This window comes from Caballeronia sp. PC1 (assembly GCF_021353155.1).
GTDB lineage: Bacteria > Pseudomonadota > Gammaproteobacteria > Burkholderiales > Burkholderiaceae > Caballeronia > Caballeronia cordobensis.
In genome coordinates this window covers 1,282,520-1,308,354 of record NZ_JAJUBH010000002.1, presented here as the reverse complement: position 1 = coordinate 1,308,354, position 25,835 = coordinate 1,282,520, and the positions used below count along the sequence as shown (strand labels likewise).

Genomic DNA, 25,835 nt, shown 5'->3' with positions numbered 1-25,835 from the left:
GAGGCCACGCGATCATGCCTACTTTCTAATTTCGACGCCCGGCCGCCTCAGATTTTTTTCGAGCAGTATTGCGACGCCTTGACCGACTCCGACGCACATTGTGCAGAGAGCCTTGCGTGCACCGCTGCGAATGAGTTCCTCAGTCGCTGTGAGTACGAGCCGCGTGCCGGACATCCCAAGGGGGTGGCCCAGCGCGATTGCTCCACCGTTCGGATTGACGTGGTCGGCACAGTCGGGAAGGCCGAGTAGCCTCAGGACCGCCAAACTCTGGCTCGCGAATGCCTCATTGAGCTCGATCACATCGATCGAGCTCAATGGGATGCCGAACCGCTCAAGGAGTTTCTGGCTCGCTGGCGCGGGCCCGATCCCCATGATGCGGGGTGCCACTCCCGCGACAGCTGCCCCGAGGATTTTCGCCCGCGGCGCAAGCCCGTAGGAGTCAACTGCTGCCTTGCTGGCCACAACGATTGCGGCAGCCCCGTCGTTGATGCCGCTCGAATTGCCGGCGGTTACTGTCCCGCCATCACCGGCGATGGGCTTCAATGCCGCTAGCCGCTCGATTGTAGTCGCACGAAGATGTTCATCATGCTCGAATTTTAGTTCTGTGCCCTTTGGCCCAGCGACCCTCACCGGTACGATTTCCAGTGAAAGCCGCCCACTTATTTGGGCGGTAGCCGCACGACGCTGGCTTTCCAAGGCGAAGGTGTCTTGGTCGTCTCGGCTTATACCGAACTCGTGCGCGACGTTTTCGGCGGTCTCCGGCATGGAATCGGTTCCGTATCGCTCCTTCATCAGGGCATTTGCGAACCTCCAGCCTATGGTGGTGTCATGGATCACGTTGGCGCGCGAAAACGCGCTTTCCGCTTTTGGCAAGACGAATGGCGCCCTAGACATGCCTTCCACACCGCCGGCCACTATCAGATTTGCTTCTCCTGTCTTGATCGCGCGAGCAGCAAGGATGACAGCGTCCATCCCCGAACCGCAAAGCCGGTTGACCGTCGTACCCGGGCATTGCTCGCCAAGACCAGAAAGCAGAGCCGACATACGTGCGATGTTACGGTTGTCCTCGCCTGCCTGATTGGCACAGCCAAGAATTACCTCATCGACATTTCCATCGATAAGCGGCCACTCGGACTTGAGAGCGGAGAGCGGCACCGCAGCGAGATCGTCGATCCGAATACTGGACAGACTTCCGCCATAGCGTCCGATGGCGGTGCGCACGGCCCCGCAGATATAAGCTTCGCTCAAGTCAGTTTCCCTCTGTCGCGTCAGACCGAGCGGCCGGTCAATTTCGTCAGCCGGATATCGCGTGATTGTCAGGCGCATTCGCCCAGTTCGTCATGCGGATGACATCCTCCAGCTTTCGCAACTGAGCTTCGATCATGGTACGCAAGGTGCCATCGAGAAGCTGCGAACGATCCTCGCTGAACTTGCTTGGCGCCAGACCCACGAAAATCTCGGGCGTCGCTACCAGATTGGCCTCAAGAAAGGTCAGCATCATCCGCATGTGATATTGCATTCGCGCTCCACCGAGCGGGCCGGCGCTCGCGGACTGAAGAGCAACAGCCTTTCCTTTCAGCGGCTGATTCTCGACTCGCGAAAGCCAGTCGAAAGCATTCTTCAGCGCTCCCGGGATGGTCCAGTTATATTCTGGACTCACAATTACCACTCCGTCGGAGCGGCGAATGGCTTCCGCCAGCGCGAGGACTGCTTCGGGTGTCCCGGCGCGCTGATGTTCATCGGCGTCATAGAATGGAAATTCAGCAAAGGACGGCGCGGTATCCATCGCAAACGATGCAGGTGCGAGCGACGGGAGCAGGCGGAGGAGTGCCGAGTTGTAAGACCCTGCCCGGAGGCTCCCGCTGATCATAAGTACGCGTACCGACATTCCGTATCCCCATGCAGAAAAGATCTGCAGCGACCTATCGTCTTGTGATGATTAGCGTCAAACTTGGGGCTTTGATCGTTCCCTGGAATTTTATCTTTAATAAACAGGAAGTTGTAGTCGCTTCATGCTCGTGATGAGAGTGCCGCATTTGGGTAATGCGTACTATTCACTTCTGAGTGATCGATCCGGGTGGCAAATCCGAAGGAGCATTGCCCCGTTAGTGCAGGCATTTTTGGAGCCGTACAGGTTGAGACCTCTCAGTGAAAAACGAGCGACCCTTCGGGTTCGGGATCGTGATCATGCTTCGATCGACGACGTCATCCGGTCGAGGACCTCGACGCGAAAATTCAGGACCGAGCCGGTTGGGGAGGAGCTGGTACGCGAAATCCTCGATGCCGCGCGGCACGCGCCGAGTGGAGCGAACATCCAGCCTTGGCGGGTTTATGTGGTTTCCGGCGAAATTCAGCACAAGATCGGCTCGACTCTCCTCCTGGCGCATGAAACTGAGAAAGACAGCTACGCTTCCGAGTATGCCTATTATGCGGAAGAGCTGCCGGAACCCTATCTTTCCCGGAAGAAGGACTTCGGCAGAATATTCTACGGATCACTGGGAATCGAGCAGGCCGACATGACGGGACGTGCACGACAGACCGGCAAGAACTATGGATTCTTCGGCGCTCCGGTCGGTCTCATCGTGACGATTGATCGACGTCTGGAACAGGGCAGCTGGCTGGATCTGGGAATGTTCCTGCAGAATATCATGCTGAGTGCAAAAGGGCGTGGCCTGAGCAGCTGCCCTCAGGAAACGTTCGCGAAGTACCACAAGCTATTGCGGACACTTCTCCCCATTGCAGATGCGGAAATGGTCGTTTGTGGAATTTCCATGGGCTTTGAGGAGGACGGCAACGCCATTGAACCTCGTTTGATGCCCAGAGCGCCAGTCGATGAATTTGCATGTTTTCTCGGCTTCAATTGAGGATTGGATTTATCCATGGGACATCGCGATCAGCTGATCGAACGCAGCATTTCCTTTCTCTCTGAAGTGAAGGACATGACCGCAAGCCGCGACTTGGAAGTCTGGCTGAACGAGAAGTACGGCCCCGCTACCGACACATATCGTGAACTCGCTACACTCATTCGATACGGCATCGACGAAGGTTGGGCGGCAAACCAGGAGATCGCTGGCAAGAGCTATCGTCGCAGCCGAATCATCGAGCCAGGGCCAGAAACCTTTCATTTCAGCATTACCGCCGTCTTCATGGACAGCAACGATGCGCGTGCCATTCGCGACGCGGACGGAGAGATCATCTTGCGTGGCGACTACCATGGTCATCCCTACGGTGAGTTGAACATGGTGGTTCCGATAGACGAGGGTGCCCAACTCCGCGGCTTGCACGGCTGGCAAGGTCCGGGCTGGACGGCTCCGGACCCAGGAAGTCGGCACTATCCCGAGGTGCGTGGCGGTGCGGTGATTGCATTGTTCTATCTTCCGGCAGGCCGCATCAGCTATGACTTTGCTCCGCCTAACTGATCGCCGTCGGAAACCAGACGAGATACCAAGCTCCGCAAAATGCTTCTGAACCATATCAATCCTTCATCCTTGTCGGATCGCTGGTGCCAGATCATGCCGATCTGCTGTGAGGCACAGGGATAGGGAAGTTTGTCGAGCCTTACTGGATGGGTCCTGCAGAAATGTGCGCCTAGCGGGTGTGGAATGATGGCGGTGAGATTTGCCTCCACGACAAGCTCGGGCAATAGCAGCGCATGGGGGATGGCCAACAATGGACGGGGTATCAAGCCGCAATTCCGAAATGCGCGCTCAAGTGCTGCCTTGTCGTACATCTCGGTTCTTCGGCCCAATCCCCTTTCATAGATGAAGCCGCCGATTGCGCCCTCTTCTTCGCCGCCGACGGACACCACGGCCAGTCGCCGGCTATGCAGTTGGTCGGATCTCTCGATAGGCGTGCTGCCAATGGGAGAGATCAGCACGTCGCGATAGGCAGCCATCGGATCGAACCGCATGTGCTCGGGCCATTCTGAGAAGCTTCCCAAGGCCACATCGATCCGACCGAGATCAATCATCTCTCCCAGATCCACGCGCGTGCCCGGTTTGACGACTAGAGATACACCGGGCGCGCTGCGCCCGAACTCGCGCAGCAGGTTTTGAACCGTGAGTATCGAGAGTGCGTCGCTCGCGGCCAGCGTAAACGTACGATCCGATGTGGCAGGATCAAATTCTTGCCGTTCAACAGCTGTCCGAACTATCGCCAGCGCCGCCACGATCTCCGGAGCGAGTTCCAGCGCGCGTGCCGTTGGCTTGAGACCCCTGCGTGTTCTCAGAAATAGGTCGTCGCCGAGCTGGTCGCGGAGGCGGGCGAGGGCGTGGCTGACCGCCGATTGGCTCGTGCACAGCAGGCGACTGGCCCGGAGGGCGCTCCGCTCCTCCATGACCGCCGCGAAAACGCGAAGGAGGTTGAGGTCCAGCTGTTTGAACGATGGGGCCATTGAACCATATTGCCGGAAAAGACGGACAAGCACTTTTGTTCTGGCCGCTCAGACATTTGAAGGCTTCCATATGGCTGCACAAACGAGCCGCATCGGAAGGGATGCGTAATGTGCAAGTCCGCATAAGCAAATGACCGCCGGGCAAATGTGGCAGCTAGCCGTTCCCCGCATAAACTTCCCGATCATCGATTGTCCGTGAGGCGGACGAGGCTCGGAGGCAACGGCATGGAAAACTATAGGATGTTGGTAGGCGGTAGCCTCATCGACGGAGACGAGATGGCCGATGTCATCAATCCGGCAACGGCAACGGTCGTTGCGAAAGCGCCTGTGGCAGACGCTGCTATTGTCGAAGCCGCCGTCTCAGCAGCGCATGCAGCGTTCGCGAGCTGGTCCATCGTGCCTCAGGCCGAGCGCGGCCAACTTGTCGCGCAACTTGCGAGTGGCATCGAAGCACAAAGCGCAAAGTTTGCTCGACTCCTCGTCGAGGAGCAGGGCAAGCCTCTCGGACTTGCCGAAATGGAAGTCGGGCAAACGGTTTACATTTTGCGCGCGTTTGCGAGCATGGAAACGACCGAGGAAGTCCTTCGCGATAATGAGGGAGAACGCATAGTCGAACATCGCACGCCGCTCGGGGTCGTCGCCATGATTACCCCCTGGAACTTCCCATTGCTTCTGCTGGCCACCAAATTGGCTCCGGGTCTGACTGCCGGCAATTGTGTCGTTGTCAAGCCAGCCCCGTCGACGCCCTTGACAACTCTGCTTCTGGGCGAGCTTTGCGCTGACATTTTCCCTGCCGGTGTCGTGAACATCATCAACGGACCAAGCCAGATCGGAGCGCTGCTGACGGAACACCCACTCATCGCGAAGATCGCGTTTACAGGTTCGACGAGCACGGGGCGCCACGTAATGGCGAGCGCCGCATCGACGATCAAGCGCCTGACCTTGGAACTAGGTGGCAATGACGCTGCCATCGTGATGAACGATATCGATCCTGAGGAAGTCGCCGAGCGCATTTTCGCTGGCGCAATGGTGAACTCGGGCCAAGTCTGTGTCGCCATAAAGCGGGTATATGTTCACGAGAATGTGTACGATGCGGTATGCGAGCGGCTAGCGGCCCTTGCTGAAGCTGCGGTCGTCGGTGATGGTTTTTCTCAAGGTGTGCAATTCGGGCCGTTGCAGAACGAAGCGCAATTTGCGCGCGCAAAAGAGTTTCTCCGGGAGGCTGCGAGAGATGGCACGATCATTGCCGGCGGCGATCCTATCGACCGACCGGGCTATTTCATTCCCCCGACGATCGTTCGTGATATTGACGACAGCGCGCGGCTGGTGACCGAGGAGCAATTTGCTCCCATTCTTCCGATATTGAAGTATGTCGACCTTGACGATGTCATTGCGCGCGCCAATTTTGGTACGTTCGGATTGGCCGCTAGCGTCTGGGGCAAGGATCTCGATGCCGCCTATGGCATCGCTCAAAAGCTCGATGCTGGAACGGTTTGGGTAAACAAGCATTTCGACCTCCCGCCGGATGTGCCTTTCAGGGGGGCAAAGCAGTCGGGCCTCGGCGCAGAGCTCGGCCGCGAGGGCATGGCCGAATACAGCCAGCCCAAGATCATTAACATGGCCACTCAGTAGAGTCGGCTTCTTGGTTGATGGCCGGAGGCGAATCGGTTGTGCGATAGCGCCGAAAAGGCTATAGTGTCAGTTTGATCGAAAGAGTGAATCAAAGTGAGTGACGTCAACTCAGATGAATGAGCCGCAATAACGATCGATATCGTTGTTGCGGCGATGAGCTGGATGCAGTCAACGCCTAGCGTGCTGCGTGCAGGATGCCGCTATATTTCTGCGGAGTTCTGTCATGCTGGCGTTGACTCGGCGCTATCGCCGTCACCTGTCTTCCTATCTATTTGACGCAGTAAATGCGGCGTATGAGCCATTGCTGCGCTCATATGATCAATATCTTCATGTTCGACGCATGTCGTTCGTCGGTTCGTGGCACATCGGGGAGGAATCCCTATGACAGCCATGCTCGCAGAACGAATGCTGAATCTGGTCCCACGCGACTACGAGATCGTCGAGCGCGAAGATGTCGGTTTGACCGCTCTGATCGCGACACGGCCGCAAAGGATGGACGCGGAGGGGTTCCGGAACGTCCTGATATTCCCAGGTGGTGTAACGGTAAGCTGGGCTTCGCTCCATCGTCTCCGAGATGTGCAAGAAAGTGAGGAGAGCGATGGCGCCCTCCGGATCCACATACGCATGGCAGGGCGTTCCATCATCACTTCTGCATCAGCTCGATCATTCGAAATCGAACCAAGAAGCTGCACCGTACCAATCAGCCCTGCGGGAGTGGTGCGTACTCAAAGCTTTTTTTCGGGGGACGAAGAGCGATCTGTAACGGTTTCGTGCGACAAAAACTACTTGATAGAGTATCTCGGCTTGGACCCGAGCCTATACTCCGGGGCGCTCAGTGACTACCTGAACGACGTGAACGGGATATGCGGGATCATATCTACCGATTTGTCGTTCGAGCTTCGAGAAGCGGCCGCCGCTTTCTTCGAGGCTGCTGGTGCACCGTTCGCTCGCTGTCTCCTTCTGCAATCCAGAGCCAATGACATCATTCGCATCTTCTTCGAGCAGATTGTTCGGCGAGATGCTCGCGGTTCGCAGCCGCGGTCAAGAGACAGACTCGCTGTCGCTCGCGTCATGAAAATCCTTGAGGACAGGTATCAACAGCCGCCGCCTGCAAACGAAATTGCTCGCCAAGCCGGCATGAGCTTGTCGAAGCTTAGCAAGCTGTTCAAGGCAGTCGAGGGTAAGACGATGATGGAATATCTCCTCATGGTAAGGATGCGGCGGGCTTTGGACCTGATGCGTGAGGGCGATCTGTCGATAACGCAGATTTCTTACGAAGTCGGATACGAGTACCCGGCCAATTTTTCGACGGCTTTCCGACGGTTTTTCGGCACATCGCCTCGTGAAGCACTGTCCCAAGTCTGACCCAAGGCGAGGCTGGACGCTTCACCTGCCGAGCTTAACATCGGTCTGGCAAGCGGCGAGAAATGTCTGCGAGCACCTGGTCGAAAATCTGCTCGCCTCGATGCAGAACATAGTTCTGCCAGTGCGGATCGTCGGGCGCGAAGAAAGCTTTGAAAGCATCGCGTGCCGCTTTGAGCCTCGGATCGTCAGGCGTGCTGGCGAGATGCCGGGTATGGCGATGCTCGTTGATCATTGCAGCGACGAGCTGCGGCTGCGGTAGCGTGCCGATCTCGAGCACGCCGGCGATTACTTCCGCGTCTGGAAGCATCGCTTCGTAACCATCAGTCGTGTGACCGGTCGTTTCATACGTGGTGGCGGTAGGGCGAGCCCGAGGAGCGAGAATCCAATCGCCGAATACCTCGTGAGCTCGTTCGAGCTTCGAGCCCGTCTGCATCGCGACAACGCAACCATGAGCGTAAGGCCCGTAGCCGGTGTGATAATCTACCATGTAGACGTGCCGCGCTGATCTCCCTTCCTCAGTGATGATTTGCTCGATCGTGCTGCGGGACCAGGCCGGTTCCTTCCCCAAAGCCAATGCCGCTCGGGAAATGATACTGTCCGGAGAGGGCCACGTTGATGAAGGCTCCCAAGCCATTTTCCTCGATGAACCTTTCAATGATTGCGTCGGAACCTGCGACATCCGCAGGTTCCAGAGAAGCAGAGTCGATCGCCTCCTGAAGATCGATGAGCCTTTCCGAAACCTCTGTCTGCGTCGGAAATACGGTGAAGTTTCGGCACAGGTCTACATTGTCTTCCGTATAGCGCCGGCCATGAGCCGAGCCCCAGGGGTTGATAGCATGGATCAGCACGACCTTGACGTCCGCAGGCAAGGCAGCGAGCTTTCCGCCATTGACCAGGTCGATCTGACAGGCGGAACCTGCGATCAGTTCAGGGCCATGAACGCCGGAGGTGAGGAAAACGGTGTTGGCCGCTTGTGGGGATCCGAAGACAGCTACATCCACGTGTAGAGGCTCACCGGATGGTCCGCTTAGTGGATGTTCGATCGAATAGATCCTTGCAGCTTTGCCCGTCGTAGCCTGCAGAAAGTTATCACGTGCTGCCAAGTACGTTTGATTGAATACCTGCAGGTTTTTAGACATCATCGATCTCCTTTAGGAAAATCTGGGGAGGTGTGGTTGGGACGCTTTTGCCTCTTTGGCGAAAATGATTGAGCGCTCATCGAGCAGACACGTGTTGATCTTCGGGTTTTCGGCTCGGCTGCCCGATCGATGGTTGACCAGATAAAGTCCGAGACCGACGAGCGCTCCGCCGATAATCTGATGGAGCCCCAGCACCGAACCAAGAAAGGGCACAGCGAGGAGGGATGTGAAGAGGGGAGCAAGGAAGAGGAAGCTGCTTGCCCGTGTTGCCCCACCCTTGGACAGAGCGACGAACCAAAGCCCAAATGACCCGGCCGAAGCAGGTATGGAAAGCCAGAGAAACCATATTACCTGGGCAAAATCGAGATGTGTCGGCCAGCGCTCACACTTAAGCTGCGCGATCGACATGAGAGTTAGGGCACCAACGAGCATCTGCCAGAAGTTGAGCGTGGCAGGCCGCAGGTTTGGCTGAAACTTTCTATGTGCAATTGTTGCCCCCGCCCAACAGAAGGCGGCCGCGATAGCCAGCCCGTGGCCAATCAAGCCGTTTGCGGACACCGTGATCTTGCCCCCGACGATGACGGGGATACCTGCGCATCCGACGACCATGCCAAGGCGATTTATCCGGTTGAGCTGCTCACCCAGCGCCCTTCCTGCGACGAGCATCACGATCAACGGGTTCGTGAAGAGGAGGATCGCAACGGTCGCAGCATCGATGAAGCGCATAGCTGCAGACACCAACGCCATGACCGCCGCAATCTGAAGGAGACCGAGCAGCAGCGTCAGGACTGCATCGCGCCGGCGGGGCGAACGCCAGCGAAATCCATCGCGTGGAGATTCCATCAGAAGAAACGGGAGAAGTGAGAGCGTCGCAACGAGAAAGCGGCACCCCGATAGCAGCAGCGGAGGCAAGCCACTCTTCAAGAGCAACTGTGTCGCAACAAAGCTTGAACCCATTAGGAAGGTCGATGAAAAGATTATAACCAAAAAGCTGGCGCCTTGCCCCGAAGGCGACCTCGAAAAAGGAGACATGGTCTAATTTCGGTCAGCTCAGGATTTCCGCGAAGTCCTGCAGATCGGTCGCATCGTTCATTGGACTTGTTACAAAGCGATATAGGCCCTCGTCTCCAGCGATGGCTATTTCGGTCTCTAAAGATGCGCGCCTGTAGAAGAAGGCTCCAGCCGCTTGAAGTCTCTCGGCTTCTTTGATTTTCATGATCGCGAAGACAATGTTGGCTTCGGGCGTCCAAGCGATCCGAGCTGCACCAGATCGCATCAGTATTGCAGTTAGTTCCGCCGCAAGCCTGTTAGCCTGCCTCGCCCACTTCCGCCAATTGTCTTCTGAAAGATAGGTTTCGAGCTGGGCAGAGATGAAGCGGGACTTTGAGAACAGATGCCCGGCCTGCTTTTGTGCATAAATCATATGTTCCGCATACCGAGGATTGAATACGAGGAGCGCTTCGGCGCACCAGCAGCCATTCTTGCTCGCACCGAAGGAGAGCATGTCGACGCCCTGCCTCCATGTCATGTCGGCGGGTGTGACATCGAGAGCGACGAGAGCGTTTGCAAACCGAGCCCCATCCATGTGGACCGCGATATTCCTCTTTCGGGCTATGGACGCGATTTCAGCAATCTGATCGAGCTGATAGAGGGTGCCCCACTCGGTCGCCTGTGTAAGCGTAACTGCTGACGGCTGACCGACGTGGACAAAGCCCTCCGGCAGTCGGCCGAGCGCAGCAGCAAACTTCTCAGGGGCAATTTTGCCCAGCGCGCCTTCGACAGGGGTGATCCGCAGGCCTCCGCCGATCTTCTCGATGGCTCCACATTCTTCTTCGAACATATGCGCATTTGCATGGCTGAACACCACGCCGCCGGGGCGACCAGCTGCCGACATCGCAAGACTGTTGGCAGCGGTGCCGGTTCCCACGAGAAACATCTCGAGATCGTGCTCGAATATCTCCTGGAAGCGATGGACGAGCGATCGATCGAGTTCGGAATTGCCATATGCGGCGGCGAAGCCGTCGCAATGGTCGACGAGAGCCTGAGCCACTTCAGGAAGGGCGCCCCCCCAGTTATCGGAAGCGAAATGCATCGGTCATATCTCCCTGGCCAAGCGATCGATCGTGCGTACGAGGGCCATCGGCTCCTGCGGTACGATATCTCCTCAGTGGCTTCTTCGGATCAGATCGGCCGCCCGTTCGCCAATCATGATGCACGGTGCATTTGTATTCGCGCTAACCAGCGTCGGCATGATCGAGGCATCCGCAACGCGAAGACCGGTGACGCCCTTGACGCGCAACTCCGGATCGAGAACCGCTGTCGGCCCAATTCCCATCGCGCAAGTGCCAGTCGGGTGGTACATCAGGAAGGCGCTCTGACGGATATACTCGATCCAATCAGCGTCGGTTTCGACCTGCTTTCCGGGTAAGCGTTCACCTTTGTCATATTCACTGAATGGCTTGGAACGGAAAATCTTGCGCACGATCCGGCATCCTTCGATGAGCTGCTTGATCTCATCATCTCCGCCGAGCAGCTCATGTTGGATAATCGGCCGCTCACTTGGATCGGTGGAGCGGAGCAGCAACTGACCGCGCGTCTCGGGCCGGCAGATGTTGATGGCAACGCCAATTGCCGCACGCTTGTACAGGTGTACGCCGTCCGGCGTGAAGTCGTACGCGATCGGCGAGAACGACAGTTGGATGTTGGGCCACTCGAGATGGTCTCGCGTGCGAATGAACGCGAGAGCGGAGGCAACGCATGCCGTGGCTGGCCCTCGCCCAAACAAAGCGAAGTTCAAGCCATGCTTGACTATCCTGGCGACGCTTTGCACTTCGACATTGAGGCTATCGATGCCGACATGGGTCGACATCAACACTCCGGGATGTTCCTGCAGATTTTGCCCCACTCCCGGGGAATCGACGACAACAGGGATGCCATGCTCGCCAAGATGCTTTGCCGGGCCAATGCCCGAGAGCATCAATATTTTCGGCGACGACAACGCGCCGCCGCAAAGAATGACCTCCTTGTTTGCCAAGTAGCGAACCGTGCGCCCGTTCTGAACGCCTTCGACGCCGATCGCGCGGCCTTTCTCGATCAGTACCCGACTGACCATGAAATGCGTCTCGACCTTCAGATTGGATCGGCGCTTCGCCTTGGCCAGATAGGCGCGTGCCGTTGAATGTCGCCAACCCTTGTTCTGGGTGGCTTGGCAGGGGCCGATACCCTCTTGCTCGGCACCGTTGGTATCCGGATTGTGCGGAATCCCCGCACGTACGCCAGAAGCGATGAATGCGTCGGCCAACGTGGTCGATAGGCGGGCATTCGATACGCGCAGAGGGCCCTTGTCGCCGCGAAAGCGCGAGCCGCCGTTTTCGTTCGTCTCGGCCTTGTTAAAGAACGGAAGCACGTCGTCATAGGACCAGCCCTTGCAGCCGAGCTGAGCCCATTGATCATAATCGCCGCGATTGCCGCGAACATACATCATCCCGTTGATCGACGAGCCGCCGCCGAGGACTTTGCCGGCCGGCCACATGTCTGCTCGATCGTTTCGTGAGGCATCCGGTTCCGCTTGATAGAACCAGTTGTACTCAGGATTCATGATCGCTTTGATCGAGCCCGCCGGAATCCGAATGAAAGGCGAGCTGTCCCACCCGCCGGCTTCGAGCAACGCGACCTCAAAACGCTTCTCTTCGCTTAGCCGAGATGCGACCACCGCGCCACTCGAACCGCCCCCAACGACGATAAAGTCCGTAGTTCTAATATCTTGCACAATGCCCTCCATGTGAAGGCCGCTCTAGCGCACCTCGGAAAGTTGGACTTTGCGGTAGTCGCAAACAGATTTGGCGCTTGGGCCGATCTGCGATGTCGGCGGTGGCTAGCGATCCAGCGGCGCGAGGCAGCCAATTTGCTCCACGGCCATCCGACGGCTGTAGCTGGAGAGAGCGTCAACGCCGAACTCGATTCCGTAGCCGGACTGACCGGCAGGCTCCAGTGGAAGCGCCAGACCAGTCGCCGAGTCCTGACCAGCGACGGACTTGATCTTCAAATGACCGACGCAGAGTTCCTGCCGTAACATGTTGGCTCGAGCCAACTCGCCGGTCCAGAGCGTCATCGCCAACCCGTAGCCGCCGAGGCCGGCCAGTCTCACGGCATCGGAGATGCTATCATATGGAACGACTGCAAGGATCGGACCGAAATATTCATCTCGCAATATCGGCGATGTTGGGTCATCCGCTCTGACCACTGTCAGCGAATGATTCAGCATGTCGTGCTGCACGGGACGACCATCGCGGATGACTTGTTCGCCGCGACCGAGGGCCATGTCGACTGCCGATCGGATCCTGTCCGAATGAGCCTTGGACGCCAAGGGCCCGAATTTTGTGTTCGGCTCGAGAGGATCACCCGGCAAGAAATCTGCTGCAGCGGCTACGAGAGCGTCCGAGAATTGGTCAATACGATCGCTTGGGACGAGGATTTTTGAGCGGGCGACGCAAAGCTGACCGCTATTTGCATATGCTTCCGCTACAGCGTCGATGGCTATGCCCTGATAGTCGGTCATGTCGTCAAGAACCACGATCGCGTTCTTTCCTCCGGCCTCGATGATAGCAGGCACGAGCCGCTCGGCCGCGAGCTTGGCGACAGAGCGGCCCGTCTGGGTCGAGCCCGTGAAGGCAAGCATTGCAACCCCGGGATGGCTGCAGAGCGCTGCGCCCGTCGCCGCTCCGCCAGGGAGGACAGACAGCAGACCGACGGGGATGCCCGCCTCTTCGGCGAGGGTGCCAATCAGTATCGCGGAGCGGGGCGAAATCTCGGACGGTTTCAGCACCATGCCATTGCCGGCCGCGAGTGCTGGCCCAACTTTCATGGCGGCGTTTATACTTGGGTAATTCCACGAGACCATCGCGCCAACGACACCGTAGGGCACTCTCAGCGACAGAGAGATCGCCTCGCGCGACGACGCAATGACTTCTCCGCAAGCCTTGTCGATTGCCTGAGCGTACCAGCGCACAATGTGAGCGGCAACGCAGGCTTCCATCGTCGCAACGGCTATCGGTTTGCCCATGTCGACACAGTCGAGCATGCCGATGCGCTCGGCGGCGGCCTCTATTGCGTCGCCCCACCGCAGCATCGCCATTCGCCGTTCACTCGGCGCGAGCCGGTGCCACAAACCAGCAGCTCGACCCGCTGAACCGACGGCCCGCTCGACATCAGCGTGTCCGCCGGCGCGAAACTGAAGGGCTCTGTCCGGAGCGGTCGGGCTCGTCCAGTCGATGACTTCGCCGCTCATCGGGGTCAGGCTCCCGATAATTCCATCAAAGCTCGTCATGTCGATCTCGGTCACGGCAAATCCTTTGACAGCGAAGCAGCGTTTCGCTGCGGGCCGACGCTCCTTAACAAGGACACGATTCCTGAGTGGTCAAAGCCGCCGGCCAGTGAGGCCGGCGGCGGATGTTCACCAGCTGTAGTTCAGCTTCACGCCAAACTTGCGAGGTGGAAGCACCGAGGCGCGGGTGAACGGTTGGAACGGCGGTGCGAACCGGCGTGTAATGTTGAAGTTGTCCGTCACATTGTCGACGTAAACGGTCAGCTCCCATCGGTCTCTCTTCAGACTGGCGCGGAGGTCGAGCTGGTCATAGGATTGAACCTGCAGGATCGGATCAAACGGAGGAGCCCCGTTACCGGAATAATACGGCCCCACATAACGATAGTCGGCTGCGAGATTGAGTTCAGTGTCACCGATCGAGACAGTGTAATCTGCGCCGCCTGAAGCAGTCCACTTGGGGACATAAGGCAACGCATCGCCGGTCAGATGGGATCCTACCGGGCTCGTAATAGAGGTGAAGCGCGCGTCGGTATATGCAGCGTTCCCGCGAATCTTGAATCCGCGGAACGGCATGGCGGTTGCTTCGAACTCGAACCCGCGGTTACGGGAGGCACCGACATTGGCAGTGACACCGACAGGGAGACCGGTGACCGGGCTGATGGCAACAGAAGCCAGCTGCATGTCGTCCACCTGAACGATGAAACCAGCAACGCTGGCGATCAGGTGTCGGTCAAAGAGCGACGCTTTCAGCCCCACCTCATAATTGGTCGACTTTTCGTTGTCGAAAGCGATCCCAACGGCTGCACTGCTACCCGGATATTTGTCAAAGCCGCCTGAGCGATAACCTCGCGACACAGTCGCGTAAGTCATGACATCAGGCGTCCAGTGAACGGAGAATGAAGCGGACGGCGAGAAATTGCTGAAGCTTTTGACGTGACTCCGCTGAACGCGTCGTTCGCGCCCACAGCCGGCACGATCACGACGCCCTGCTGGAATGCCCGCGTCCGCTCCCAGCCATATCGCCCGCCGACAGTCAGCTCGAAGCGATCGTTGAACTTGTAGCCGACTTGACCGAAAGCGGCCCAGCCGCGACGCCGCAACCTCGTCGCTTCCCGCACGTCGTTGGCGGGATTGAAAATCGGCGGAAAGGCGCAGATCGTACAGCCAGACAAGGCGAAATTGCGGTTCTGTTCGTGGATATCCTGAAAGGCGTACAATCCGCCAAGCCATGTGAAAGACCCGCCGCTCCTCGACTCGAAACGAAGTTCTTCGGAGAGTGCTGACTGGGTCGTGCGCTGGTCCTGAAAGTTGTCGGGGTCCGAATATCCATCAAAGTCGTACCAGAATTCGGTCTTTACGTGCTGATATCCGGTGATCGACTTGATCGTAAACGCCGGAAGATCGTACGACATGGTTAGAGAGCCGCCAAAGCTCGTGTCGGGCGAGACAACCTTGCGATCATCGAGTGTGGCATAACGCTTCGCGCCGTCGTCCACGACGCCGTAACCGAGATAACCGTTTCTGTTGCGAGAACCATCCAGTCGGAGAATGATCTCGAAGTCTTCGGTGGGCAATGCGCGAAGCACGAAGCGCCCGGCCAGGCTGCGAAGCGTATCCTGATCCTTGTCGATGGTCAGGTTGTGGATGTAGCCATCGGTGCTGTAATATTGACCAGAAAGGCTAGCGAAGAGCTTGTCCTCCACCAATGGGCCGCTGAAACTCGCGCCGAGGCGAACGCTATTGAAGTCCGCATATTCTGCGCGCAGCTTCCCACGAAAGGTGCCGTCGGGCTTCGCGGTCACAATGTTCAGTGCACCGCCTTCGGTGTTTCTGCCAAAAAGGGTACCTTGCGGCCCACGCAAAACCTCGATGCGCTCCAAGTCGAGGAAGCCAGTGTCGAATGCCAGGCTCGGTTGATAGACGCCATCGACGAAGGTTCCGACAGCGGGATCGTTGGATGCCGCCGCTCCGACGCCGCGAAGTACGAGATAGGTCTGGTTGGGAAGCGGCCCGAACGCCTGGTTCTGGCTGGTGAAGAGGCTCGGAACCGTCCCGATCAGGTTTGTCACATTGTCGATGCCCTTCTGTTCGAGGGCAGCTCCGCCGATCGCCGAGACCGCCACCGGGATATCCTGGAGGCGTTCTTCGCGCTTGCGGGCGGTAACGACAATGTCGAGCGATCCGCCCGATGAGGACGCGGAAGAATCTTGAGGCGCCTCGGGTGTCGCCTGCCCGAAGGCTGGCGTCGCCGATCCGGCCAGAACAGTAGCGGCAAGCAGGGCCGCTACCGACCCGTTCGTTCTATTCGACCGAGACATAAACCCCCCTTATTATTTGCTGGAAGGAGCCGTACGCATGCCGCGCCAGCTGCCTGTCCAACTTCATAAGGCGAACGTCCTCCTCGCTGCTTTTGCCAATCTCTCTTCAATCATTGCACTTATGTGAAATACCTTTGCCGCGTTGCGCGGGCAATGATCAGTCCTTCGCGAACAGATTTGCCTCTTCGATGCCCGCAAGTGCACAAGCTTCGTCATTGTCCGAGGTGTCGCCGGTAACGCCGACGGCACCCAGTGTCTGGCCGTCGCTGTCAACCACGATCACTCCTCCGGCGGCCGGCACCATACCGAGAGGCGCTATGCCTACGAGCGAGTTGAAAAATGTCGGTCGTTCGGCCGCGATCGCCGCGATCGAGCGGGAAGAGACGCCGAGATTCAAGGCGCCGGCCGCCTTCGCGATAGCAATTGCTGGTCGAAGATGCGACGCGCCGTCCGCTCGGTGCAGGACTATTGTATGACCTCCCGGATCGAGCACGGCTACGCATAGCGGCTTCAGTCCTTTTTCGGCACCGGCCTTGAGAGTGCGAAGTGCAATATTCTGGGCTTGCTTCAAGCTTAGGATCATTCTCGAAATCCTTCTGATGAATAATGTGGATCGAAGCTACGCGGCGAAGTCGCTGTCCAGGCGCATGGCGATCATCTCGGCAGTTGCAGCGGAAAGCGTCCAGCCAAGATGGCCGTGGCCGGTGTTGTAGTAGACGCCACGCACTCTCCCCGGCCTGACAACAGGCAGCATATCGGGCGTCATGGGGCGCAGGCCTGCCCATGGGGTGACGCTGTCAGTATCCATTTTGGGGAACAGGCGTTCCGACCAGCGCAGCAACGGGCGGATCCGGTCAGCGCGAATATCTAGGTTGAACCCATTGAACTCTGCGGTGCCGGCCACCCGGAATCGATCTGGACCGAGGCGGCTTGTGACGATCTTCGCAGCGTCGTCGAGCAGGCTGACACTCGGTGCAGCTGTTCGGCTCTGCTCGTCTCTCAAGTTTACAGTGATGGAATAGCCCTTCACCGGATAAATGTTTACTTTCTCGCCGAGCTTTCTGGCGATTTCTCGGCTTTCAACCCCTGCGCAGACAACGATGGCATCAGCTGTCTGAGAGGCGATCGGCCGACCACTCTCGTCATCGGTCAAGCTGATGGTACAAATCCGGTTCTGTATCTCCACTCGCCGGACAGCAGCTCCAAACTTGAAAATCACGCCTCGGCGTGCACACGCATCTGCGAGCCCGCGTGTGAACTTGTGGATGTCGCCCGTGGCGTCCCCCGGGGTGAAGAATCCGGCGTGAAGAGCGCCTTGCAGGCTCGGCTCGATCGCGCGCATTTCTCCAGCTGACACTGCGTGCCTTTCGAGCCCGCCCTTGAGGAGGAGGGCGTTGCCCACTTCGGCAGCACGAAACTCCTGTTCATTGTGGTAGAGATGAAGGATTCCGCATCGCTTCAGATCGAAATCGATGCCCTCTGCTTCCGCAATGGTGAACATATGCCTTCGCGCGTCGAGTGCGAGACGAACGGTCGCGATCGTGTTTCTTTCGTGCCGAAAGATATTGCCGCAAAACTCGGCGAGCCACCCGTATTTGTGAAGGCCGGGCTTGAGGTTCAGCAACAACGGCGCGTCATTTTTCAAGAGCCATCTCATACCCTTTGCGATGGTGGCCCAGCTGTTCCAGACTTCGGCATTGCTTGCGGAGAGCTGGCCACCGTTGGCAAATGAGGTGACCATCGCCGGATAGCGGCGACGATCGTAGACGGTGACTTCATGACCGCGGACAGCCAAGCTGTAGGCGGTTGTTACGCCGGTAATGCCGGCGCCGATGATGCTAATACGTGCCACTGGGAGCCGCTCCCCAAAAGGTGGTGGATGCGCCCCATCTGTCCGCTGTGCCTGAGATCGCTATCCCGTCGGCGGGCACCCAGGCGGGCGCCACTCTCCAGATATCTTGATGCCCTGCGGTCCTTTTGCCTGAGAGTTTCCGGGGCGGTTGCTCCTTCGGCGCCGGCGAACGGTCTCTCCCGCAATGGCAAGTCTGGCCTGCCTGGAAATGTGCGCTCAAGTCAATTCGGACGACCGAGAATGACGAAACCGCAAACGTCCTTCACATATCGTCAAAAGCAGCAGCTCCATGCCGATGCGAAGGATAAGGTTCGAAGGAAAATTCCGAACAGTTCCGAGGCTTATAATGCTTTCAAAAATTCGAGGCAGCGCGTCCGAAGCGCTTGAGGGTTTGCTGTTCGACGGAATGTCGATCATGTCGGGTGGCTTTGGCCTTTGCGGAAACCCGGAGAACCTTATCGCGGAGCTTTATCGAAGCGGTACCCGAGGGCTTACAGTGATTTCGAACAACGCGGGCGCAGAAGGCTTTGGTCTGTGGCAGCTGCTGCAAAGCAGGCAGATCAGTCGCATGATCGCATCGTATATTGGCGACAATCGTCTTTTTGAGCGGCAGTTCCTGGATGGTGACATCGAACTTGAGCTGAATCCGCAAGGTACGTTAGCCGAGCGCATTCGCGCCGGCGGCGCCGGCATTGCGGCATTCTATACCCGGACCGGGGTAGGAACCGTCGTCGCGCAAGACAAGCCTGTCGAAACTTTCGACGGCGATGAATATATTCGAGAGCGCTGGCTGAAAGCTGATCTTTCGATAGTCAAGGCTTGGCGGTCTGATCCCGAAGGCAATCTGGTTTTTCGAAAGACAGCGCGGAATTTCAACCCGATCATGGCGACAGCCGGACGGGTGACGGTCGCCGAGGTCGAGGAGATCGTGCCAGCTGGCGCCATCGACCCGGATGAAGTGCATACGCCCGGCATTTACGTCGATCGGATTGTTCGAGCGACGGGCCTCGAGAAGAAGATCGAAAAGCTGACGATTCGCGCTCTCGGAGCCTGCATGATGGCTTGGTCGCGCGATCAGATGGCAGCGCGCGCTGCTCGAGAACTCAAGGACGGATTTTACGTAAATCTCGGAATCGGCATCCCTACGCTGGTTGCCAACCATGTCCCCGAAAACGTGACCGTCACGCTGCAAAGCGAAAATGGCATGCTCGGAGTGGGCCCTTACCCGTTCGCTGATGAAGCTGATGCAGACTTGATCAATGCCGGCAAGGAGACAGTCACCACGCTGCCGACTTCGAGTTTTTTCTCGTCTGCCGACAGCTTCGCCATGATCAGGGGCGGGCACATCGACATGGCCATCCTGGGAGGCATGCAAGTCGCGTCGAATGGCGACCTCGCCAACTGGACCATTCCGGGCAAGATGGTGAAGGGGATCGGAGGAGCGATGGATCTGGTTGCAGGCGTCAAGCGGGTGGTGGTCGTCATGGATCATACGTCCAAGGATGGCGCGCCCAAGATCGTCCAGAAATGTACTCTGCCCCTGACCGGCAGGTCGGTGGTTGATCTGATCATTACGGACCTCGGGGTGATGGAGTTAGACCCGCAAGCCGGAGTGCTTGCGCTGCTCGACATGGCACCATCCGTCTGCGTCGAGGAAATCGCTTCCAAGACGAATGCCCCTCTCTTTCTGGGCAAGCTCCGGGAGAATTGCCTGTGACAACGGACATCGCATATGCGCCTGACGACGCGGGCTTGCCACCACTCCTCTACCCAGAGTATCGCTCGACCGGATTGCGTAGTCCGCGTCACCCCTTGGTCAACGCTCCGCAGACTTTGACTGAGGTGAGCGGCCCCAGCGGTTGCTGGAGCGCTCTTATGGGTCAAGCCGAGGTAGACCTAACGTCGCAACATGGATCTGCTCCCCATGGCCAGCGCATCCGCATCTCTGGCAGGGTGCTGGATGACAGTGGTCGTCCGGTACCAAACACCATCGTCGAAATCTGGCAGGCGAACGCGGCCGGGCGGTATATCCATCGCAACGATAATTGGGACGCGCCGCTCGATCCGAACTTCACCGGAGCTGGTCGGGTGATTACCGATGATCAGGGCTGGTATTCCTTCACGACCATCCGGCCCGGAGCTTACCCTTGGGGTAACCATCACAATGCATGGCGCCCGGCTCATATTCACCTGTCGTTGCTTGGCCCCGCCTTCGCCACTCGTCTCGTCACCCAAATCTACTTTCCTGACGATCCATTGATCGAGATCGATCCGATCGCGAATGCGGTTCCGATGCCGTATCGCAATCGCCTCATCTGCCGGTTTGATATCGACACGACCATCGCCAACTGGGCGCTCGGATACCGTTTTGACATCGTGCTGAAGGGGGCAATGCAGACGCCCTTCGAGGGTACTGCCAATGGATAACGACTTGGAAAAGCGTAAAGCGTCTGCGCGGTTCGATAACCAGGATCCTCGATTATTCGGTCAAACTCCTTGGCAGACTGTAGGCCCCTTCTTCCACTACGGTCTGCCTTGGAAAGGCGGCGCTGACTTGGTGGGACTGTCAGATCTGGGAGCCCGACCGGAGCTCTTCGCGGATGATCACTATGTTCTGAATCGCCCGACGCGAACGGGCGCTCCCAGAGGGGATGTGATAGACATTGCTGGCCAGATTCTCGACGGAAATGGCGACCCGATTTCAGACGCATTGGTAGAAAGTTGGCAAGCCAACGCGTCGGGAAGATATTCCGGAGGGGCGGATAAGCGAGCCGAAATTCCACTCGATCCGGAGTTCATAGGGTTCGGCCGATGCGCTACCGACGAATCCGGCGTGTATCGCTTCCGCACTGTTTTCCCGGGCCGCGTGCCCGGACCAGGCAATTCGCTCCAAGCTCCCCACATCGCGTTATCGATCTTCGCGAGAGGGTGCTGCGAAGACTTTGCACACGCCTGTATTTCGACGGCGCAGAAGGCAACGACACAGATGCCATCCTCTCCCTTGTGCCATCGGACCGTCGATCGACGCTTGTTGCGCGCCAGCGCGATGATGGAGTCTGGTGGCTCGATATTCACATCCAAGGTGATGCAGAGACGGTCTTCTTTTCGCTGTGAGCAGGCTCCTTCACGATCGTTCAGCGACAACGCCGGCGATGCTGGCGGTCTATGACGACCGCTCGACCGTCAAACACGCCCTGGAATTTGAGGCTGCATTGGCGCAGGCTCAAGCCGCAGAAGCGATCATCGAGGAACGCGTCGCCGATGAGATCGGCGCCGTCTGCGCGTCGCTCGCCATCGACCCTCAAATCCTCGCCGACGAGGCTGCGTTCGCAGGTACGCTCGCGATACCGCTGATCGGCAGGATCCGTTCGGCGATGGCGCCAGAGACGGCGATGGCGGTCCACAAGGGCGCGACCAGTCAGGACCTGGCTGACACGGTGATGATGATGCAGGCGAGAGAAGCCTCCGCATTGCTGATCGACGATGCCGATCGTCTCGACCTTGCCCTGACAGCCTTGGCGGAAAACTATCGCCGCGTGCCTGCCGTAGGCAGGACGTTGATGCAGAATGCGATGCCAATATCTTTTGGACTGCGGATCGCCCAATGGCGTGCGGGGATCGCCGAGGCAGCGGCGCGCATGCGAGCCGACGCCGGCGCGTACATATGCGTTCAGCTTGGCGGGGCCTCGGGGACGCGGGCAGGCATGTCGGGCAGAGGCTCTGCGGTCGCGCGCCGGCTATCCAGCGCGTTGCAGCTGAAACCTGCGCCTCCTTGGCATAGCCGCAGAATCGCCGTGGCCGCGATCGGCACGAGCGTCGGCATCCTGGTTGGCACCGTTGGCAAAATGGCAAAGGATATCGCCTTGCTGTCGCAGGACCATATTCGGGAAGCTCTTGAGCCGGTCGTCCCGGGCCGTGGCGGGTCCTCTGCGATGCCGCACAAACGGAACCCGACAGGCTGCCAAGTCGCTCTATCCGCTGCGCATCGCGCGCCCGGACTGGTTGCCACATTGCTGGGGGGCCTTCCCCAGGAACAGGAGCGGGGGCTCGGTGGATGGCAGACAGAGGCTTCAATTCTGGCGGATCTCTTTTCCATCGCCGCCGGAGCAATAGGCTCGATGGTCGTTACGATCGAAGGCCTCCAAATCGATGGAGATGCCATAGCTTGCAATCTCGCGGCTTCCGCCTTGGGAATGACATAGGCGAAAGCGAAGGCATCGTCCGCGAACTTCTAAACCTCTGACGAGGGATATCGATGCCGTTCACAAAGCATAACGGGGTCCGGTTATACTGGAAGGAGCAAGGCTCCGCAGAGTTGCCAGCCATCGTCCTGATAAACTCAATCGGTACCGACATGAGCTTGTGGGACAAGGCGCTTCCTCATCTCCTGCCGCATTATCGGCTTATACGCCTTGACAACCGTGGTCATGGCGCTTCGGACGCGCCGGGGGGCGACTACAGCCTTGATGTGCTCGGTTCAGACACCGTCGCGGTGATGGACGCAGCGAATGTAGAAAAGGCGATCATTGCTGGGATTTCTCTCGGCGGGATGATCGCCATGGATATGGCGATCAACCATCCTCGGAGAGTGGCAGGCCTTGCATTGATCTGTACCTCCGCCACGATGGACAAGGCGATTTGGACAGACAGGGTCGCAGCCGTCCGGTCCAACGGCACGGAAGCCATCGCAGATGCCGCGATAAATCGCTTCTTCTCGCCGAAGTTCATCGAGAACCGTGCCGCAGAGGTGAGCTCGGCGTGGCGGGCGCTCGTGAACAGCTCCGACACCGGATATGCCGGCTGTGCCGCAGCAATTCGCGACATGGATATCGCGGACCGTCTCGGCGCCATCGCCGTGCCAACGCTCGTCATCACCGGAGACGATGATATCTCCACACCGTTTCTTGGACATGGGGAATTCCTGGCAGCAAGCATTCCCGATGCAAAAGCGGTGCGCCTCAAGACCGGGCATCTTCCCGCTATCGAGGATCCAGCAGCATTGGCATCGGCAATCGTTCGATTCTTCGGCACCAAATCGACTGTGACATCCGCCAGAGACATCCTTTTCGAGGCCGGTCTGGTGACACGGCGCGCAATTCTTGGCGACGAATGGGTAGACAGATCGCTCGCCGGACGCACTTCTTTCAACGAAGACTTTCAGGCTATGATCACCCGTATCGCTTGGAACGAAATATGGAGTCGTCCCGGCCTTGACGAGCGGACGCGGCGATTGATCGTTGTAGCCACAACTGCGAGTCTCGGAAGATGGGAAGAATATGCCCTTCACGTGCGCGCGGGGCTGGCTCAAGGAGGGTTCACGCAGGACGAACTCAAAGAAGTGCTGATGCAAATCGCCATCTACGCAGGGGTCCCCGTCGCCAATACCGCATTTGGTGAAGCTACCAAGATCATTTCCGAGATCGTTTAGCCAGACGTATCGAGAACGATCTGTTCTCATGAACGAAGACGATCGAATAACATCTATCTCGTTTGGAAGAGGACTGACCGAAGCCCACGGGCTAACCCGCTCGGAAAAATCAGCGCGCTGGGAAACATGCAGAGAAACGATCGGAAGGACGCATTGAACTCCGGAAGGGAGGTGGCCGCTGGCGTAATCCTCTTCTGGTTTGGAACAATGGTTTATGGGATCCTGCCACTCTACATCGGCACGCAGGCGCCACGATTGGCCTTGTCCCCAATATGGCAGGATATATCGGGACGGCTTACCTCTGTGGGTTTGTGGCGAGCACCGCTTCAGCCGTCTGGTGGATTCCACGGTTCGGAATCCGCAAACTGTCCGCTATCGCCGGTATGATATCGCTCGCCCTGATAGGCACGAGCGGGCTTATCACCGATGTTGCCGTTCTTTACCCCTCGCTTTTTGCAGCCGGCCTCGGCTCCGGCGTGATCTATGCTATCGCGTGCCGCATAATCGGAAGCTCTGGTGATCCGGACCGAAACTTCGGATTTGGGACTGGAGGCCAGGTCGCAACGGTGGCTATCGTCATGGCCACGGCGACAGCTTGGGCCATTCCTTCGGCGGGCATGCCAGGCCTGACTTTCCTGACCGCGATCGCCATGCTTCTCTTCTTGTCGTGCGTGCCTTTCCTGCCCGGCCGCATCACGCAGTCCTTCGACGAACCCGCCGCGCACAGGCATGACGGCAGCTTGGCCAGTATTCTAAGCCTGCTTGCCATGCTCTTCCTGTTCGGCGGTGGAACGAGCATCTGGATCTTTGCGCAGCAGATCGGAGTTTCGCACGGCAACTCCCTTTCGGCGACGGGGTATGTTCTTTCTTTTGCCCTCATTGCCAACGCCGCTGGATGCATCGCGGCGTCGTGGATCAGTCGCCGTCTAGGTCGAGGGCCGCTCCTGATCGTCGTTCAATTCTGCCTGAGCGCTTTTTGCTTGCTTCTGGCATATGGGCACGCAGGCCTCCCATATTTCGCGATCGCGATCTTTGGGTGGTCGTTCTTCTATGGATTTTCTGTCGTAATCGGGATGTCCCTGATCGCCGTGGTCGATCGATCGGGAAGGGCGATTACCGGCGCCGGCGCCGTGCAGTCTCTTGGCGCCGCAATCGGCCCCGCCGTCGGCGGCAATATCGTAGGCGGCGGATCATTTGAATCGCTTGGCATCCTGAGTGCGTCGGCCGTGATAGTGTCGTTGCTGCTCGGCCTCACGGCGCTTCAATCTCACCGTCGCCATGCGCAAGACCGGTGAGGGTAGGAACATTGGAAACGAGCCTGCCCCGCGAACTCCTATGGATCGGCCCGCTTGCGGATGGGGTGGGCTTCAGGATCGCGAGCCCGGTGGACCTGCGCCGAGACTGCACTGCAACGGAGCGGTCTGGGTTCTGGCCCATCGAAATAGCCAAGAGGGCAATAATTTCGTCAACGCTCGCGACTTAGTCGCTTAGAAGCTCGACAAGCGAGCCGATGACGCGCTTGGGAGCCGCGTCGAGATATTCGTCTGGCATGCCGCTGCGGTTAACCCAAATTGTGTAAAATCCGGCCTTGGTAGCTCCTGCGATATCCCAGCGGTTCGACGAAACAAAGGCGATCTCCGCACGATCCAGTGCCCACCGCGACGAGTAGACGGAATAAGCCAGCGGATGCGTCTTGAAATTTCCAACCGCATCAATTGAGAACGGTGCCTCGAGTATCTCGTCAAGGCCGGCGGCCACCGTCGCCGTCCGAAGCATTGTCGACGTGCCATTTGACAGAAACGCCAGCCGAGCGCCCTTGGCTTTGAGGTCTGTCAGGGCCTCCAGCGCCCCGTCGTGGGGTTCAAGTCGCAGATATGCATCCAGAAGCTCCTTGCGAATTGCCGGATCGACGGATCCGAATAAACGCAGGACATGGTCCAAGGCATCCTGCGTCAGCTGCCAGAAATTTTCGTAGTTGCCCATCAAGGTACGCACCCACGAATATTCCAGCTGCTTCGCGCGCCATAGATCTGAGAAGGCCTGGAAATCCGGGCCGATGGATTCGGAGTGGCGACGCACGGCTGCATGGACATCGAGGACAGTACCATATGCATCGAACAGATATGCCGGCTTCATGATCGCTCGCCCTATCTCGACTATGTTGAAGTGGAAATTCACGGATGACTCGATAATAACATCTAAGTGGTATCGAGGCGCCGTTGTCGAACATCCTATCACCGCGACGTATCGGGTAGCAACTGTAATAGTATGATATCGACAGGGAATTGCACAGGTGCAAATCAAAGATCGATTTTGTCAAAACTAATGCTCGATCACATAATATGATCCATCTCAATTTCCGTATTGAATGATATTCACATCAGA

At 58.1% G+C, this 25,835-nt stretch carries 21 protein-coding genes, 3 pseudogenes and 1 riboswitch; of the genes and pseudogenes, 11 read left to right on the top strand and 13 right to left on the bottom strand.

Features of this window, described 5'->3' with window-relative positions; genetic code table 11:
• Positions 1–18: 18 nt before the first annotated feature.
• Positions 19–1,248, bottom strand: coding sequence for a 3-oxoadipyl-CoA thiolase (gene pcaF, locus LY284_RS22020; RefSeq protein ID WP_233387978.1), 1,230 nt, complete (start codon positions 1,246–1,248; stop codon positions 19–21).
• A gap of 46 nt (positions 1,249–1,294) precedes the next feature.
• On the bottom strand, positions 1,295–1,870 hold the full coding sequence (locus LY284_RS22015) for an NADPH-dependent FMN reductase (protein WP_230461330.1): 576 nt from the start codon (positions 1,868–1,870) through the stop codon (positions 1,295–1,297).
• Between the two features lie 265 nt (positions 1,871–2,135).
• Between LY284_RS22015 and LY284_RS22010 the strand changes: the two genes are divergently transcribed.
• Together LY284_RS22010 and LY284_RS22005 are read left to right on the top strand one after the other, a co-directional pair.
• Positions 2,136–2,864 carry a nitroreductase gene (locus LY284_RS22010; protein ID WP_233385652.1) on the top strand — a complete coding sequence of 243 codons (729 nt, stop codon included), beginning with the start codon at positions 2,136–2,138 and terminating at the stop codon, positions 2,862–2,864.
• Between the two features lie 15 nt (positions 2,865–2,879).
• The gene (locus tag LY284_RS22005) at positions 2,880–3,419 is read left to right on the top strand and encodes a DUF4863 family protein (protein ID WP_155178442.1); all 540 of its coding nucleotides are present in this window, start codon (positions 2,880–2,882) and stop codon (positions 3,417–3,419) included.
• On the opposite strand, the gene LY284_RS22000 is transcribed toward LY284_RS22005, so the two are convergent.
• Positions 3,395–4,426, bottom strand: a complete 1,032-nt coding sequence (locus LY284_RS22000) for a LysR family transcriptional regulator (RefSeq protein WP_233387977.1) — start codon at positions 4,424–4,426, stop codon at positions 3,395–3,397. The two genes, LY284_RS22005 and LY284_RS22000, sit on opposite strands and share 25 nt — an antisense overlap.
• A 243-nt stretch (positions 4,427–4,669) precedes the next feature.
• Between LY284_RS22000 and LY284_RS21995 the strand changes: the two genes are divergently transcribed.
• Positions 4,670–6,025: an aldehyde dehydrogenase family protein gene (locus LY284_RS21995; protein WP_233387976.1), complete on the top strand. Its 1,356-nt coding sequence runs from the start codon at positions 4,670–4,672 to the stop codon at positions 6,023–6,025.
• A 381-nt stretch (positions 6,026–6,406) separates the two neighbouring features.
• A complete protein-coding gene (locus LY284_RS21990; RefSeq protein WP_174834968.1) occupies positions 6,407–7,390 on the top strand; it encodes a helix-turn-helix transcriptional regulator in 984 nt (327 codons plus the stop codon).
• Positions 7,391–7,424: 34 nt separating this feature from the next.
• Here the strand turns inward: LY284_RS21990 and LY284_RS21985 are convergent.
• The 9 genes and pseudogenes from LY284_RS21985 to LY284_RS21950 all read right to left on the bottom strand — a co-directional run bounded on the left by LY284_RS21985 (position 7,425) and on the right by LY284_RS21950 (position 18,022).
• Positions 7,425–8,529: pseudogene (locus LY284_RS21985) on the bottom strand (DUF2817 domain-containing protein).
• Between the two features lie 12 nt (positions 8,530–8,541).
• Positions 8,542–9,561, bottom strand: coding sequence for a DMT family transporter (locus LY284_RS21980; RefSeq protein WP_233387975.1), 1,020 nt, complete (start codon positions 9,559–9,561; stop codon positions 8,542–8,544).
• A 13-nt stretch (positions 9,562–9,574) separates the two neighbouring features.
• On the bottom strand, positions 9,575–10,621 hold the full coding sequence (locus LY284_RS21975; protein ID WP_155178453.1) for a low specificity L-threonine aldolase: 1,047 nt from the start codon (positions 10,619–10,621) through the stop codon (positions 9,575–9,577).
• A 72-nt stretch (positions 10,622–10,693) separates the two neighbouring features.
• Positions 10,694–12,310 carry a GMC family oxidoreductase gene (locus tag LY284_RS21970; RefSeq protein ID WP_174834965.1) on the bottom strand — a complete coding sequence of 539 codons (1,617 nt, stop codon included), beginning with the start codon at positions 12,308–12,310 and terminating at the stop codon, positions 10,694–10,696.
• 93 nt (positions 12,311–12,403) lie between these two features.
• On the bottom strand, positions 12,404–13,870 hold the full coding sequence (locus LY284_RS21965) for an aldehyde dehydrogenase (protein WP_174834964.1): 1,467 nt from the start codon (positions 13,868–13,870) through the stop codon (positions 12,404–12,406).
• Between the two features lie 111 nt (positions 13,871–13,981).
• Positions 13,982–14,848, bottom strand: coding sequence for a TonB-dependent receptor (locus LY284_RS38740; protein WP_309243210.1), 867 nt, complete (start codon positions 14,846–14,848; stop codon positions 13,982–13,984).
• A pseudogene (locus tag LY284_RS38735) lies at positions 14,827–16,170 on the bottom strand (TonB-dependent receptor); the annotation flags it as partial. The gene LY284_RS38740 and the pseudogene LY284_RS38735, both read right to left, overlap by 22 nt.
• 157 nt (positions 16,171–16,327) lie before the next feature.
• The gene (locus LY284_RS21955; protein ID WP_233387791.1) at positions 16,328–16,741 is read right to left on the bottom strand and encodes a heme-binding protein; all 414 of its coding nucleotides are present in this window, start codon (positions 16,739–16,741) and stop codon (positions 16,328–16,330) included.
• A 48-nt stretch (positions 16,742–16,789) separates the two neighbouring features.
• Positions 16,790–18,022: a D-amino acid dehydrogenase gene (locus tag LY284_RS21950; RefSeq protein ID WP_155178463.1), complete on the bottom strand. Its 1,233-nt coding sequence runs from the start codon at positions 18,020–18,022 to the stop codon at positions 16,790–16,792.
• 107 nt (positions 18,023–18,129) lie between these two features.
• Positions 18,130–18,214, bottom strand: a riboswitch (glycine riboswitch).
• Between the two features lie 154 nt (positions 18,215–18,368).
• On the opposite strand from LY284_RS21950, the pseudogene LY284_RS21945 reads away from it, so the two are divergent.
• From LY284_RS21945 to LY284_RS21915, 7 genes and pseudogenes are all read left to right on the top strand, one after another.
• A pseudogene (locus tag LY284_RS21945) lies at positions 18,369–19,064 on the top strand (CoA transferase subunit A); the annotation flags it as partial.
• A 15-nt stretch (positions 19,065–19,079) separates the two neighbouring features.
• Complete coding sequence (locus LY284_RS21940) at positions 19,080–19,739, top strand: 3-oxoacid CoA-transferase subunit B (protein ID WP_155184414.1); 660 nt, start codon at positions 19,080–19,082, stop codon at positions 19,737–19,739.
• Positions 19,736–20,449, top strand: a complete 714-nt coding sequence (pcaH, locus tag LY284_RS21935) for a protocatechuate 3,4-dioxygenase subunit beta (RefSeq protein ID WP_155178467.1) — start codon at positions 19,736–19,738, stop codon at positions 20,447–20,449. Before LY284_RS21940 ends, pcaH begins: the two co-directional genes overlap by 4 nt.
• Positions 20,442–21,191 (top strand): hypothetical protein, encoded by a 750-nt coding sequence (locus LY284_RS21930; RefSeq protein WP_233387974.1) that lies wholly within the window; start codon positions 20,442–20,444, stop codon positions 21,189–21,191. Before pcaH ends, LY284_RS21930 begins: the two co-directional genes overlap by 8 nt.
• Positions 21,175–22,224, top strand: coding sequence for a lyase family protein (locus LY284_RS21925; protein WP_233387973.1), 1,050 nt, complete (start codon positions 21,175–21,177; stop codon positions 22,222–22,224). Before LY284_RS21930 ends, LY284_RS21925 begins: the two co-directional genes overlap by 17 nt.
• A gap of 53 nt (positions 22,225–22,277) precedes the next feature.
• On the top strand, positions 22,278–23,450 hold the full coding sequence (gene pcaD, locus LY284_RS21920; RefSeq protein ID WP_155178473.1) for a 3-oxoadipate enol-lactonase: 1,173 nt from the start codon (positions 22,278–22,280) through the stop codon (positions 23,448–23,450).
• Between the two features lie 152 nt (positions 23,451–23,602).
• Positions 23,603–24,745: an MFS transporter gene (locus LY284_RS21915; RefSeq protein WP_375294292.1), complete on the top strand. Its 1,143-nt coding sequence runs from the start codon at positions 23,603–23,605 to the stop codon at positions 24,743–24,745.
• 184 nt (positions 24,746–24,929) lie between these two features.
• Here LY284_RS21915 and LY284_RS21910 read toward each other — a convergent pair whose 3' ends face one another.
• The gene (locus tag LY284_RS21910; RefSeq protein ID WP_217482576.1) at positions 24,930–25,628 is read right to left on the bottom strand and encodes a haloacid dehalogenase type II; all 699 of its coding nucleotides are present in this window, start codon (positions 25,626–25,628) and stop codon (positions 24,930–24,932) included.
• Between the last annotated feature and the right edge of the window lie 207 nt (positions 25,629–25,835).

What these genes read in the sequence shown, in the direction of transcription:
- LY284_RS22015 (WP_230461330.1), bottom strand. Translation starts at nt 1,870, where the DNA reads ATGATCAGCGGGAGCCTCCGGGCAGGGTCTTACAACTCGGCACTCCTC.
- LY284_RS21930 (WP_233387974.1), top strand. Translation starts at nt 20,442, where the DNA reads ATGGATAACGACTTGGAAAAGCGTAAAGCGTCTGCGCGGTTCGATAAC.
- LY284_RS21980 (WP_233387975.1), bottom strand. Translation starts at nt 9,561, where the DNA reads ATGTCTCCTTTTTCGAGGTCGCCTTCGGGGCAAGGCGCCAGCTTTTTG.
- LY284_RS21995 (WP_233387976.1), top strand. Translation starts at nt 4,670, where the DNA reads ATGGCCGATGTCATCAATCCGGCAACGGCAACGGTCGTTGCGAAAGCG.
- LY284_RS21925 (WP_233387973.1), top strand. Translation starts at nt 21,175, where the DNA reads ATGCTGGCGGTCTATGACGACCGCTCGACCGTCAAACACGCCCTGGAA.
- LY284_RS21975 (WP_155178453.1), bottom strand. Translation starts at nt 10,621, where the DNA reads ATGCATTTCGCTTCCGATAACTGGGGGGGCGCCCTTCCTGAAGTGGCT.
- LY284_RS21940 (WP_155184414.1), top strand. Translation starts at nt 19,080, where the DNA reads ATGGCTTGGTCGCGCGATCAGATGGCAGCGCGCGCTGCTCGAGAACTC.
- pcaD (WP_155178473.1), top strand. Translation starts at nt 22,278, where the DNA reads ATGCCGTTCACAAAGCATAACGGGGTCCGGTTATACTGGAAGGAGCAA.
- LY284_RS21970 (WP_174834965.1), bottom strand. Translation starts at nt 12,310, where the DNA reads ATGGAGGGCATTGTGCAAGATATTAGAACTACGGACTTTATCGTCGTT.
- LY284_RS22005 (WP_155178442.1), top strand. Translation starts at nt 2,880, where the DNA reads ATGGGACATCGCGATCAGCTGATCGAACGCAGCATTTCCTTTCTCTCT.
- LY284_RS21990 (WP_174834968.1), top strand. Translation starts at nt 6,407, where the DNA reads ATGACAGCCATGCTCGCAGAACGAATGCTGAATCTGGTCCCACGCGAC.